At 36.5% G+C, this 13837-nt stretch carries 13 protein-coding genes and 1 riboswitch; of the genes, 8 read left to right on the forward strand and 5 right to left on the reverse strand.

What is annotated here, in order from left to right; all coding sequences use genetic code 11:
- Positions 1–67: 67 nt before the first annotated feature.
- A complete protein-coding gene (locus tag ULVI_RS11910) occupies positions 68–1969 on the forward strand; it encodes a T9SS type A sorting domain-containing protein (RefSeq protein WP_082830859.1) in 1902 nt (633 codons plus the stop codon).
- Positions 1970–2263: 294 nt separating this feature from the next.
- Here the strand turns inward: ULVI_RS11910 and ULVI_RS11915 are convergent, their stop codons facing one another.
- Genes ULVI_RS11915 through ULVI_RS11930 form a run of 4 tightly spaced genes read right to left on the reverse strand, consistent with a single transcriptional unit; the run spans position 2264 to position 4299 of the window.
- Positions 2264–2812: a DUF4252 domain-containing protein gene (locus tag ULVI_RS11915; RefSeq protein ID WP_068593006.1), complete on the reverse strand. Its 549-nt coding sequence runs from the start codon at positions 2810–2812 to the stop codon at positions 2264–2266.
- Position 2813: 1 nt separating this feature from the next.
- Entirely contained in the window at positions 2814–3347 is a 534-nt protein-coding gene (locus tag ULVI_RS11920) for a DUF4252 domain-containing protein (protein ID WP_068593007.1), read from the reverse strand.
- A 24-nt stretch (positions 3348–3371) separates the two neighbouring features.
- Positions 3372–3806, reverse strand: coding sequence for a hypothetical protein (locus ULVI_RS11925; protein WP_068593008.1), 435 nt, complete (start codon positions 3804–3806; stop codon positions 3372–3374).
- Positions 3793–4299: an RNA polymerase sigma factor gene (locus tag ULVI_RS11930; RefSeq protein ID WP_068593009.1), complete on the reverse strand. Its 507-nt coding sequence runs from the start codon at positions 4297–4299 to the stop codon at positions 3793–3795. Before ULVI_RS11930 ends, ULVI_RS11925 begins: the two co-directional genes overlap by 14 nt.
- Positions 4300–4496: 197 nt before the next feature.
- Here ULVI_RS11930 and ULVI_RS11935 point away from each other — a divergent pair, with 197 nt between their 5' ends.
- The gene (locus ULVI_RS11935; RefSeq protein WP_068593010.1) at positions 4497–5894 is read left to right on the forward strand and encodes a S41 family peptidase; all 1398 of its coding nucleotides are present in this window, start codon (positions 4497–4499) and stop codon (positions 5892–5894) included.
- Between the two features lie 285 nt (positions 5895–6179).
- On the opposite strand, the gene ULVI_RS11940 is transcribed toward ULVI_RS11935, so the two are convergent.
- Complete coding sequence (locus tag ULVI_RS11940) at positions 6180–8111, reverse strand: TonB-dependent receptor plug domain-containing protein (RefSeq protein WP_068593011.1); 1932 nt, start codon at positions 8109–8111, stop codon at positions 6180–6182.
- 73 nt (positions 8112–8184) lie between these two features.
- Positions 8185–8404, reverse strand: a riboswitch (cobalamin riboswitch).
- Positions 8405–8467: 63 nt separating this feature from the next.
- Here ULVI_RS11940 and ULVI_RS11945 point away from each other — a divergent pair.
- The 6 genes from ULVI_RS11945 (at position 8468) to ULVI_RS11970 (ending at position 13836) form a co-directional block, all read left to right on the forward strand.
- On the forward strand, positions 8468–9607 hold the full coding sequence (locus ULVI_RS11945; protein ID WP_068593012.1) for an ABC transporter substrate-binding protein: 1140 nt from the start codon (positions 8468–8470) through the stop codon (positions 9605–9607).
- Positions 9607–10638, forward strand: coding sequence for an iron ABC transporter permease (locus ULVI_RS11950; protein ID WP_082830869.1), 1032 nt, complete (start codon positions 9607–9609; stop codon positions 10636–10638). The genes ULVI_RS11945 and ULVI_RS11950 overlap by 1 nt, the downstream gene beginning before the upstream one ends.
- Positions 10638–11432 (forward strand): ABC transporter ATP-binding protein, encoded by a 795-nt coding sequence (locus ULVI_RS11955; RefSeq protein ID WP_068593014.1) that lies wholly within the window; start codon positions 10638–10640, stop codon positions 11430–11432. Before ULVI_RS11950 ends, ULVI_RS11955 begins: the two co-directional genes overlap by 1 nt.
- Positions 11433–11520: 88 nt before the next feature.
- Entirely contained in the window at positions 11521–12840 is a 1320-nt protein-coding gene (locus tag ULVI_RS11960) for a DNA recombination protein RmuC (protein ID WP_068593015.1), read from the forward strand.
- 24 nt (positions 12841–12864) lie between these two features.
- A complete protein-coding gene (locus ULVI_RS11965; protein WP_068593016.1) occupies positions 12865–13362 on the forward strand; it encodes an SLATT domain-containing protein in 498 nt (165 codons plus the stop codon).
- A 105-nt stretch (positions 13363–13467) separates the two neighbouring features.
- On the forward strand, positions 13468–13836 hold the full coding sequence (locus ULVI_RS11970; RefSeq protein ID WP_068593017.1) for a 6-phosphogluconate dehydrogenase: 369 nt from the start codon (positions 13468–13470) through the stop codon (positions 13834–13836).
- Position 13837 lies beyond the last annotated feature (1 nt).

Below are 13837 nucleotides of genomic sequence, written 5' to 3' on the forward strand. Positions count from 1 at the left end.
ATAAATTTATCGCTTAATTTTTGAAACAAATTTACCCCCAAGTAAGCAATTTCTAAAAAACAAAAGTATGAAAAACCTACTACTAAGTTTGACAATGCTCTTAACATCTGCTGCAACTTTTGCACAATTGTTTGTGAGGCCTAATCCAAGTACGAATACAGATTCGTATGTGTATGTACAAGATCAAATCCTTTTTGTTGAACAGGATATAAATCTTGAAAAAAATGATAATTCGAGCGCAACAGAAGCTAGTATTTATCTAAGAAACGAATCTCAATTAATCCAAGGTACCTCTAACGGTTCTAATTCTGGTGATGGAATGTTATCTGTTTATCAAGAATCGTACGGTGATGCTTGGGATTACACTTTTTGGTCCTCACCTACTGGAAGAGCTCAATCAGCTACCACAGGCAATCAAGATTTTGGAATGGGATTAGTATATGATGTAGTTTCTGTTACTGAATCTAATATGAATGGTCTTACTTCTTCACTTAATGGACAACAATCTCCAATGAGAATTTCAAATCGATGGCTATATACATACGATACAGATAGTGGCTATGTTCCTTTTAATATGGCATATGTAGTACCTACAGGTCGTGGATTTACGATGAAAGGGGTTGGTACTTCAAATCACAATCAAACATACGATTATCGGGGACGACCTAATAACGGTGACATTTCTGTTCCTGTAGAAGATAGTAAAGAAATATTAACAGGAAACCCTTATCCCTCTGCTCTAGACCTAAACCGAGTTTTTTACGATTCTGATAATGCAGAAATTGAACAATTTTATTATTGGGATGAAGATCGAGATACTAATTCACATTTTTATGTACACGTAGAAGGTGGATATGGAACTTGGGTTCCTGGTAGTCCCGACTTTAATGGTATTCCAGGACAAGCTGGATATGTAGAAGGTCTTTATACTCGACCAGTTTTTACAAGTTTTAACAATGATGGTACGGTTGATTCAACTACTGGTGAACTTGGAGCCGACGTTGAAAGACGTATAGCTCCAATAGGACAAGGGTTTGTAATTGTAGGTGGAAATTCAGGAACAGACGATCAAATTGTTTTTAAAAATACTCATCGCCGTTACATCAAAGAAGGACTTTACTCGGTTCTTTTACGTCCAGAGCATGCAGACCAAGATTTTATGACGAATAATGCTCAAAATAATAATTCAGAACAAACTATACACACGGAATCACCCGAAAGCGATGATTCTGATCCCATCGACCCAGAATCCTTAAGAATACCAATGCTTCGTTTCTTTACTAAATTTGATAATAGTCATGCTCGAGATATGGTATTAGCTTTTCCTGAAGGAGCTACAGATGGTTTCGATAGAGGTATGGATGCCGCGCACCCTTTAGATGCTCCAGGTGACGTCTACTTCCCTGTTTCTACCGATAACGGAAAAAAACTTTGTGTAATTCAAGGTGTCGATTTTGAAATTTCTAAACAAATTCCACTTATCTTCAATCTTACACAACAAACTGTAGTTTCATTTAAAGTAGTTGAAAGTATCAATATGCCAACTGACAAGGCTTATTTTTATGATAGTTTCGAAAACACATACTACGATATAACCAACGGGAATGATGCAGACATAGTACTTGCCGAAGGAGAACACGCAGGAAGATTCTTTATTACGTTTCAAGATGATTCTATTATGTTAGCAGAAACAGCAGAAGCTCAAGGTAGAGTATTTAACGATATTACTGTATTCCAAGATAATAATTTATCTGTCTTAGATGTTAGCAACCCTGAAGGGTACGAAATTAAAAGAGCTGCAGTATATGATATGAGCGGTAAACTTGTTATTAATGAAGTAAATGTAGGAAATAGTAGAAGATACTCTTTCCCTACTGCGACATTAAGTGATGGAATTTATGTGGTAAAATTAACTACCAAAGAAGATATAACTATAGATCACAAAGTTCGTGTTTTTAATAGAAGATAAAGCTTCTATATAAAAACATTATTTATTAAATAATAATATTCCGTATAAAGAATATAAAGTAATAAAGGCTTCCCTAGGGAAGCCTTTATTTTTTAACAGTCTATCCTTGCTACGAAAGGGTCTCTGACCGCATAGAATGGTCTAATTAATTGAGGAATTATAAAAACCATTCACACAAATATACCGTAAACGTAACCCCAAAACAAAGCGGAAAGCCTTCTAAAAACAGGACGCCAATGGAAAACAAAAAAGACTCCTTAACAGAAGTCTTTTATAGTTTTAATAATCAAGTTATTAAAGATTATTCTTAAAAATGGATTCCATTCCAGACAAACTAGAAAGATCTATATCGCCATTACTTATCGCACGATATAACTGCATCATATCATCTGGGTGCATATTTTCACCCAATAATCTAAAAATAGCGAATCCTTTCTCAGAATCATTCGCTACAATTATAACCTCATCTATCGAAGTCTCTTCTCCTACATATTGAAAACTTAGATTTATTTTATCAGCCTTAACCTTAGAAAGCAATTGATATTTTTCATTGGTAAGAATTTTATCCAATTCTTTCTTTTCAGCTTCATAGACTAAAGTATTTCCATCTTTTATTGGATAGGCAACTACATTAATTTTCTTTATAGATGAAAAAAGCTCTTTTTGTTCTTCCGAAATTAAGTTGGTATCTCCTTTCAGCAAACTGGTTGCAAGATCTACTTTCATGAATGCAGGATCATCTTGTTTTTCCACAAGATATCGCTGTAGTGATTTTTCATTAGAACAACTCCATAATGAAAGTATCGCTAAAGAAATTCCTACAAAATATTTTATAAGTGTCATATTATTGTTTTTTATCAATATTTTTCAACTCTTCACTTCCCGGTATTTTAAGGTCTTGTGTGAGTTTAGAGATTTTCTTTAAGTCAATATCCCCCGTAATACTCATAATTACGGTCATAGGTTTGCCATCTATAGTTCCGTTAAGGTGCATAAGCAACTCGCTTACAAAATTCTCATTACGTCCCTCTTTAGAATAGAATTTAATGTTCTTACCATCATCTTTCACTCGCATTAATTCTGCAAGTCCATTAGAACTAGACACATACTTGGCTACAGAAGACTCCATTTTTGTAGAAACCGTAGGATTACTAGTGCTATAAATCTTTATATTATCTAATTTATTAACTAATTCTAAATATTCTTTGGCTTCCGGATCCTTAGAGTCTAAATCCATTTTGCTAAGAAGTTTAAACATGTTCTTGGTTACAACAACCGAACTAACATCTTTTTCATTTTCAAAAGAATCGAACGCATTTTGTGCTGTTGCAAATAAAGGTGCTATTACGCATACGAGTATTAAAGCTATTTTTTTCATTTATTGTTTATTTAAGTGTTTAATTTATTTTAAAATTTGATTTTTAGTTTTTGTAAACTGTTGTAGCATAGCGAGGTCTTCTGCTCCTTCATTAAAGTTTTCAGAAAGAAGTAACAATGCTTTTTTACTTTTTTCAAAAGCCGCCAATGCTTCTTTTTCTTCCGTAGAAAGACCCGATTTCGAAAATTGAAAACCTGCTATTCCAATTGCAATTACTAACCCTGCCGCAATTCCATACCACCACTTTCGTATAGAGGTAGTTGCTTTAGGAAAAACAATCTTACGGGTTAAATTTTCTTTTTGAGCATCTTGCAGTCCGTTAAAAAGAGGTTTGTAATGCTCTAAATGGGGAGCAATAGGTTCTTTCTCAAAATAACTCCGTAGCATCGCTTCTTGATCTAACGTTGTGGTTCCTTCAAAATAAGAATCTAAAAGCGCTTCTATTTTAGCTAATTCCATAATTGTGTTTTTTTATTAATGCTTCCCTAACTGTCTTTCGGGCTCTCGACAAGGCCACTCGTACAGCTGTTTCATTACTTTCTAACATTGCTGCAATTTCACTGAACTCAAATTGTTCTACATCCCGCAATTGCAATACTAACTTTTGTTGTTCGGGAAGGGTATCCATGATTTTAAAAACCAATGCCACACCATCGTTCGCTTCTATTCTCCTCTCGAGATTTTCTGAAGTCTGATAATTTGAATGAACAATCTTCAAATTTGACGCCTGCTTCGACTTTAATCGGTCCAAACAATAATTCTTTGTCATGGTCATGGCAAAAGCTTCCGTGTTCTTATACGTCTCAATCTTCTTTTTTCCTTTCCATAATCTTAAATACACTTCTTGAACTGCGTCCTCAGCTTCATCGGTCGATACAAGAATCCTTCTAGCAAGTCGAAATAACTTATCTTTAAAAGGGAGCACAGTATTTATAAACTCTTGCTGTTTCATTAATATATCCGCGGGTACAGCCTGCTTTTTAGTTGGTAAAAAAGATGGAATTTACCCCTTCTTATATTTACGACGAACCACACACTTTTTTGTTACATTATAATTTATAAACTGTTTAGGTCAATACTAAGCAAATCATTTTTACCATAACAATAGTATTAGTATTTTAGGCGTTTAGAAAACAAAGCTATCGATTTATGAAAAAGAATTTACTTTTATCCCTTATCGCTCTTAGTACTTTATTAAGCTCATGCTTCGAAGATCTAGACGACAACATTCAATTCGCAGATACGATCGACATACAAGATTTTATCTACCGCGGTTTAAATTACTACTATCTATATAAAGCCGATACCCCAGAACTTGCAAATGATGCATTTATAAATGACCAAGCAAAAAATGAATTTCTACAAGGGTTCGAAACACCAGAATCCTTATTCTCTTATTTAAAATCACCTCAAGATCGATTCAGCATCTTAATAGACGACTACGTAATCCTAGAGAATTCACTCAGCGGAATTACCTTAAACAATGGGATGGAATTCGGACTTGTATTTTACCCAGATAATAGTGGTAATGTTTTTGGATACGTACGCTATGTACTACCCAATACTTCTGCCTCCGAAATGAACCTACAACGGGGCGACATTTTTAATAAAGTAAATGGAGTTCAATTAACCGAAAACAACTTCAACGAATTACTAGCACCAGACACGTATACATTAAGCCTTGCAACCTTTAACGGACAAACAATTACCGAAACCAACGAAGAAGTAACACTTACCAAAGTACAATACACCGAAAATCCAGTGTTACTTTCAAAAACTCTTACCATAGAGAATGAAAAAATAGGCTATCTCATGTACAATGCGTTTACACGAAGCTTTGTTTCCGATCTCAATGCAGCTTTTGGCGAGTTCGCTGCCAATGGAGTAACCGAATTAGTCCTAGACCTCCGATACAATGGAGGTGGTTCTGTAGAAACTGCCACCGACTTGGCAAGCATGATTACTGGGCAATTTAATAATCAAGTGTTTTATTCAGAACAATGGAATGAAGACCGACAAGCAGATGAGGCTGAAGATGGTTTGTTCGACAATACCATCACTGGAGGCGCTGCTACCAACAGCCTTAATTTAAATCGTGTTTTTGTACTTACCACACAACGCACCGCTTCCGCAAGCGAATTGGTAATCAACGGACTCGAACCCTACATCGATGTTGTTCAAATTGGTTTAAATACTACGGGAAAATTTCAAGCATCACGTTTGCTGTACGATGCTCCTGCGCCCGATTTTAACCGCTCACAAGCCAATCCAGGACATACCTATGCCATGCTTCCCCTCATCTTTAAAACAGCTAATGCAAACGGAAACACAGACTATATCGACGGACTTATTCCCGATATAGAACTTGGAGAAGATTTTTCAAACTTAGGAATGCTAGGAGATGTAAACGAGCCACTTCTCGCCGAAGCCATTGAAATTATTGTCCCATCAGGGAGACCTTCTAATCGCAACTTCACTCAGCTGCAAGTGGTTTCCGAACGAAAAGAAATGCTTCCTTTTTATCAAATTTTGCTGGCAGATAAGTAAAACATTCAATTAAAACCAAGAAAAAACCACGATCGCAACTTATACAGCTGCCGTCGTGGTTTTTTATTTACTATACAGAAGATATTTTAAACGATAATTCTGTTTTGGGCAAGCCCCTTTTATTCCGCCGCGGCGTAACAAAACGGTCGGGCTATCCGCGCTACACGGTAGCTAGCTTCTATCCCTCTTGCAAGAAGCATTAGAGATTAAAATCAAAATTAAATGTTGAACATTGAATATTGAATATTGAAAGTATTGCTTCAAATATAATACGCAATTTATTTCCTAAAACTCCAGTGTCACTCCGGCACGCACATTTCTACCTTTGGTCTGAAAACGATACAACTCCTCGTATTCTTCATTCAGAATATTCGAAACTGCTCCAAATACAGTAATCACATTTGTAAGTTTTGTTGAAAAATTAAAGTCTAACAATCCGTAGGATTCCAAGGCAATTGATTCAGACATAAATGTTTCAGAACTAAAAAATGAATCGGTACGTTCGCTGTTGTATTGATAGTTTAACCCTACCGAAGAATTTTCAGCAAAATTATAAGCTACTGTCAAGTTTCCTTTATGTTCTGGAATACGCAAGGCAAATCGCTCATCAGCCTGTGTATTGGTATAATTAGCTGAGACATTCAGTTTGCTTCCAAAACGTTTCGACACTTCCACTTCCACTCCACTCGCTTCAAAAGTATCTTCTATGTTTTGATATTGAGAAATAAATAATTCTGGATCTACAGTCACAAAATCAACATAGTTCTCTTCATTTCGGTTAAAATAAACTGCACTAATTCGCAGATCATTTTCCGAAGTAAATTCTAAACCACCTTCAATTGTTCGGTTTTCTTCCGGTTGTAATTCTTCATTTCCATAAAGCGGATCATACAATTGAAATAAAGACGGTGTGATATACGCCGTGCTATACGATCCTAAGAGTTTTAGTGTGTTGGCTCCCAAATCAAAACCATATGACGGATTCACGTTATACACAACATGGCTTCCATAGTTACTGTGGTTGTTTAAACGAGCACCTACGTTCACATTCAGTCCAAAATCTGAAATGTATACTAAGTTTACATAAGGGTCTATAATGTCAAATTTAGCCGTATCCTCACTTACATCTTGTGCAAAATCGGTACTTCCAAAGGGAATCGTAAACGAATTAAAGCTACTCACATTTACATTCAATCCTAGCAAAGCCGTTAATCTATTTGAAAATTCGTACGTAATATAATTGTCTAACGAATAGGCTTTACTATCGTATTTTGCTGGAAAAGAAGACTCAATATTTCGTTCAATCCAAGTAAAACTATCATTAAACACATAGCTTCCTTTAGAGTATTTCCACTCAAAATGTCCTCCGGTTTTAAGTTGTCTAGTTTCAGAAATATTATCTGCATCTGTAAAACTAAAATCATCGAACCCAGTTTTAAATTTGTTGAAAGAAAAGAACTGACTCATCTTAACATTTTCATTAAATGTATACCCAAGGTTAATTCTTCCGTCAAATCTATTAAACACATCTGGTTCGTTTACAGGTTCTTCTGGAAGTGCAGCAACAGCAGAAAGCCCATCGACATGACGATTACTGAAGGTGGCGTTATAGAAAAACTTGTTGAGCGTACCATTCATCCCCACGAAATTTGTAAACTCTTCAAGACTATAATCACCAGCATCTTCAGCCGCTCGATTTGTTCCATAAATGGAAGTAAATGTTGCGGCAATGGGCTTTGCTGATGCCTTTTTTGTTGTAATATTTATAACTGCAGTAGCAGCTCCTGAGCCATATAAAACACTAGAAGCTCCTTTTATAATTTCAATAGAAGCTACCGTTTGAGCTGGAATAAGACGTAAATCATAATCGTTAGCGATCTGAGAGGGATCATTTAATTGAACGCCATCGACCATTATTACAACCTGTCGGTTTCTTCCTCCACGCACGAAATAGCCAAGGTTTTGTCCTTCATTACTTCGACTTCCGTTAATTTCGATTCCCGATACCTCATTAATAAGAGAGGCAATCGACCTTCCAGCATTTCGTTCTAAGGTTTCTGCGGTAATAGTAGCGATGACTTTTCCACTATTTTTTCTAGCAATAGGTGTTTTGGTATCTAAAAGAACGGTGTCTAATGATTCCGGTTTTTGGGTTTCCTGCGCAAAGAGCGTACTTCCCAAGCAAAGGCATAAAGCCCATAATAAGTGTTGTTTCATGTGTTTTTTTTGAAACGGAAAAAGTAGAAAAAGCACAATGGCTCGTTCATTAAAACTTTTATCCCGAAAGTTTAACAATGGTTGAATCTAGGCAGGTCTCCTGGCTTGTCTGGCATGTGAACCTTCCCTTTAATTTCATAATACAGGAAATTAAAAGTGGTTTTTTGAAGCGACACATTATCCACCAATGGCGAACGACTTACAGTTGCGGGAACAGCTTCGGTCTTACACCGAATTCCCTTTTAAGCATGTTCTAAACATTTAGAACACGCACCAAAATTCGCTGCGAAAATAAAGGTTTTATTTAATCTGTACGCAGAAAATGGAATAATTAAACAGAAACCCTATTTTTGGGCATGCAAAAAATCTATTTACTATTTATAAGTACCGTCCTGTTCTTAGGATGCAAATCTGAAACCGCCAACATCACTCCACAGGTTTTAGGAACTGGAGAACGTATTGAAGTTAACTACGCAGAAGGATTCGAAATAGAAGCCTTTAAAGATTTTAAGATCATTACCATTAATACTCCTTGGCCCAATGCAAAAGAAACCTTTCGGTATGCGTTGGTGCAAAAAGATGCACAGGTTACTATAGGCGAAGGCTTTGATGCGGTTATAGAAATACCAATAGACAGTATTGTGGTTACCTCTACAACGCACATCCCTTCGCTTGAGATGCTAGAAGAAGGAAACGCATTGGTAGGATTTCCAAACATGAATTATATTTCTTCTGAAGCAACTCGAAAACGAATTACCGAAGGAAAAATCACAGAGTTAGGCATGAACGAAAACCTAAATACCGAAGTGCTTATCGATCTTGCTCCCGATGTTGTAGTAGGTTTTGCTGTTGATGGTTCAAACACGACTTTCGACATACTAAAAAAGACAGGTATTCCGGTACTTTACAATGCGGACTGGACTGAAACCTCTCCTTTAGGAAAAGCTGAATGGATCAAGTTTTTTGGTGCGCTCTTTAATAAATCTGAAAAAGCAGCCGAACTATTTAATACCATTGAGAAAGACTATAACGAAGCTAAAACAATTGCAGAAAGTTCTCAAACACGTCCAACCGTACTTAGTGGTGCAATGTATAAAGATGTATGGTATTTGCCACAAGGTGATAGCTGGGCTGCTCAATTTATAGATGATGCGAATGGAAGCTATTTATGGAAAGAGTCGAAAGGTACAGGAAGTCTTTCCTTGAATTTAGAGTCTGTGTTAGAGAAAGGAAAAACCGCCGATTTTTGGATCGGCCCTGGACAATTTACAGGGCTTGAACCATTGGGAGAAGCTCATAGTGTTTACCGCCAGTTTGATGCTTATAAAAACGATAACGTTTACAGCTTTACAACAAAAAAAGGAGCAACCGGAGGTGTAGTATATTACGAACTAGCTCCCAATCGCCCCGATCTTGTTTTAAAAGATATGATTAAAATTCTGCATCCCAAATTATTGCCCAACTACGAATTATACTTTTTTAGTAAATTAAAATGATTCGTACCTCACAGACATACCGCACGTATTTTATTGTACTGTTATTTTTATTGACAGTTACATTTCTCTTAAATATAAGTTTAGGTTCTGTACAAATTCCTATTGGTGAAGTATTCGCTGCTCTTTTTGGAGGAGAAACTTCTAAAGAAACATGGCGATTTATCATTGTAGAATACCGTTTACCAAAAGCTATTACCGCATTAATAGCAGGGGGCGGATTAGCCGTTTCGGGGCTACTTATGCAGACCCTGTTTCGCAATCCATTAGCAGGGCCTTTTGTTTTGGGGTTGAGCAGTGGCGCCAGTCTCGGCGTTGCGCTTTTAATTTTAGGAGCCGGAGTTTTTGGAGGATTCTTCGGAAATCTTCTCGCTAGTCAATGGAGTTTGGTTATTGCTTCAGCATTGGGAAGTTTTTTGGTATTACTTGCCGTATTAGCAGTAACCTTTAGAATTAAAGACACCATGGCGATCCTTATTATCGGATTGATGTTTGGAAGCGTCACAGGAGCTGTAGTGGCGGTACTTTCTTATTTCAGCAATGCTGAGAAACTACAACAATTTATTTTTTGGTCTTTCGGAAGTTTAGGCAATCAATCGTGGCAAGGGATTTTAATTTTAGTAATTTGCTTCGGAATTGGTTTGCTACTCGCACTCTTTAGTAGTAAATCGTTAAATAGTTTATTACTCGGAGAAAATTATGCAAAAAGTTTGGGCATACATCTGAAACGTACCACGGTTATCATCATACTAGCAACCAGCATACTCGCTGGAGGAATTACAGCTTTTGCGGGCCCCATCGCTTTTATCGGTCTTGCGGTGCCGCACATTACAAGACAGTATTTTACAACTTCCAATCATTTCGTATTACTTCCAGCGGTAGTTCTTTGCGGAGGCATTTTGTTATTACTTTGCGATACCGTAGCGCAGCTCCCCTTTACCGAATATACCCTTCCTATCAACGCCATTACATCACTTATTGGGGCACCAGTTGTGATCTGGTTGTTGGTTCGCAAACGTAAACTTTTATTCTAATGGCTTCAGAAGAAAAACATATTATTTTAGAAGCTAACCACCTTGCTACCGGCTACCAAAGTAAGAGAAAAAGCACGGTTATTTCTGAACATATTAATTTCAGAATTGAAAAAGGAACACTTGTCGGACTCGCAGGTGCCAACGGAATTGGTAAATCCACATTACTAAGAACCCTTGCTGGAATGCAACCTGCCCTGTCGGGTACTATGAAACTAGATGGAACCTACATCGAAGATTTTACGCCGCTGCAACTTGCTACAAAATTAAGCATCGTGCTAACAGAACCTCCTGCGTCTAAAAACATGAGCGTTGAAGAATTTATTTCTTTAGGACGCCAGCCCTACACCAATTGGATGGGTTCACTAACAGATGATGATATTACAGCGATCACCAATGCTATGAATGCCACCGACACATTAAAACTTGCAAACCGAAGATGTTACGAACTTAGTGACGGACAACTGCAACGAGTAGCTATAGCACGCGCATTGGCACAAGATACGCCTCTTATAATTTTAGATGAACCAACCACACATTTAGATTTGTATCATCGCGCTTATATTTTGAAATTGCTAAAAAAACTAGCAAAAGAAACTCAGAAAACCATTCTATTTTCTACACATGAAATTGACCTCGCCATTCAATTAAGTGATGCGATGTTGGTGATGACCCCTCATGCAATTCACTTCGACACGCCTTGTCGACTAATTAAATCTGGTACATTCAACACATTATTCCCCGAAGATACCATTGGTTTCGACGCCACAACGGGACGATTTAGTATTAAAAATTAATTAGTCCGTACATAATCATTAATCATTTCTTTAGACTTTTATTTTCTTAGTATCTTTAAGCTCCCACTACATTTTAATTCTGAAACTTTTGAACGAAACATTTTTATTTCTCTTATTAGCGGCAATCTGTTTGTTAATTGGTGCCTTTATTGGAAACCTTTTTGCACGACTGAAAAATAAAACAGAAACTGGAAAACTCGAAGAACGGCTTACACAGGCTGGATTTCAAGAAGAAAAACTAAATACACTCATCACGAATATTATCGATGAACGTGAGAACATACGAAAAGAAAAAGATTTTTTAAATGTAGAACTTACGCGGCGTAATTCAGATCTGGAAAATCTAGAGGTCAAGGTCCGTGAACAAAAATTGGAAGTAGAGAAATTGCAGGAAAAATTTACAGAAACTTTCGAAAATCTGGCAACTAAAATTCTAGATACCAAGTCAGAAAAATTTACCAAGCAAAATAAAGAAAATATCGATGGCATTTTAAAGCCACTACAAGATAAAATCGACAAATTTGAAAAGCGTGTAGAAGATTCTCATAAAGAAAGCATCGACCGCCACGCCATGCTACGACAACAGATCATAGGATTAAAAGAGTTGAATGAGCAAATGAGCAAAGAGGCTACCAACTTAACTAAAGCCTTAAAAGGAGATAGTAAAATACAGGGAAATTGGGGCGAATTGGTGTTAGAACGCGTACTCGAAAAAAGTGGACTTGAAAAAGATCGGGAATATTTTGTACAAAACAGTTTTACCAACGAAGAAGGGCGACGCGTCCTGCCCGATGTAGTGTTGCACCTTCCCGATAACAAAAAAATGATTATCGACAGTAAAGTTTCTTTGGTTGCTTACGAACGTTTTGTAAACGAAGAAGATACCGAGTTACGGAATCGGTATTTAAAAGAACATATTGGCTCTCTTAGAAAGCATATCGATCAACTAAGTGCCAAGAACTATCAAGATATCTACAAAATTGAAAGTCCCGACTTCGTATTACTTTTCGTTCCTATTGAACCTGCTTTTGCTGTAGCAATTAATCAAGATAATAGTTTATACAATTGGGCTTTCGAAAAGAATATTGTAATTGTAACCCCTTCTACCCTCCTGGCTACCCTACGTACCATCGACAGCATGTGGACTAATGAGAAGCAACAACAAAATGCCATTGAGATCGCTACGCAAGCCGGAGCCTTATACGATAGCTTTACGAATTTAACCGATGAATTAGTAAAAGTTGGAAAACAGATTGGGACAGTGCAAGGAAGTTATGAAAACGCTATGAAAAAACTTACAGGACGTGGTAATCTTATTACACGGGTGGAAAAACTTAAGCGCCTTGGAGCTAAAGCAAATAAAAATATCGATGCAAAATTATTGAAACGAGCTCAAGAAGAGGACTAATCAGTTTACTAATTCTTAAATAGCATGGAAGAAAAAATTGACCTACTAAAAAAATGGAAGAAACGTATTAAAAAAGCGCAACGAGCACATTATAAAGATGCGCATCGCTTAAAAAGACATAAAATGTTAATTGGCATCCCTACCATTATATTCACAACTTTAGTGAGTACTGGGATTATTGCTTCACTTGAAAGTTCGAATCCTGGAGATGCAGAATATTTTCATCCAATTATATTAGGATGTTTAGGGCTGTGTGCCTCAATACTTGCTTCCCTACAAACATTTTTAAATTTTTCTGAAAAATCTGAAAAACATCTTAATGCAGCAAGAAAACTTTCTTCATTAAAAAAAGAGGTGCAACATCATTTAATTATTCTAAAAGAATCTCCAGACACAATTAATGACTTTATACAACATGTTCGAGAGAAATGGGACGAAATAATTAACGAAGCACCACTTGTTTCAAAAAGAAATGCTTTGTTATATTATCACAAAGATGAACAGAAAAGAAATAAAGAATAAAAAACTCAATTTTATGAATTTTATATGAAAGAGATTCTTGAACTGTATTTAATTATCTTAGGCATTTCGTACCTTGCCTAAAACGTTTACGACAACCTTTACTCTATGAAAAAAATACTTTTTATAATTCTTGGAAGCCTATTAGCACTGTATCTCTTATATTTTGCTTTTGTATATTTTGTACCCTATAGTGAAGGGACACGGGCTGGGGAATTAATTAAATTTAGTCACAAAGGAGTGATCGTTAAAACATGGGAAGGAGAAATTAGCCAAGGAATAAGCGGCGCACAGATCTTTTCTTTTTCAGTAATGGATCAAGAAGAAGAGGTTATTAAAAAGCTTCAGGAATACCAAGGTGGTTATGTGAAACTTAGATATGTTGAACGGTTTGGCACCTTCTTTTTTTGGGGAGATTCTAAGTATTTTATTACAGAAGTTTCAGAAGAAAATTCGCCTCACTTTAATCGACAATAAT

This window comes from Cochleicola gelatinilyticus (genome assembly GCF_001637325.1).
GTDB lineage: Bacteria > Bacteroidota > Bacteroidia > Flavobacteriales > Flavobacteriaceae > Cochleicola > Cochleicola gelatinilyticus.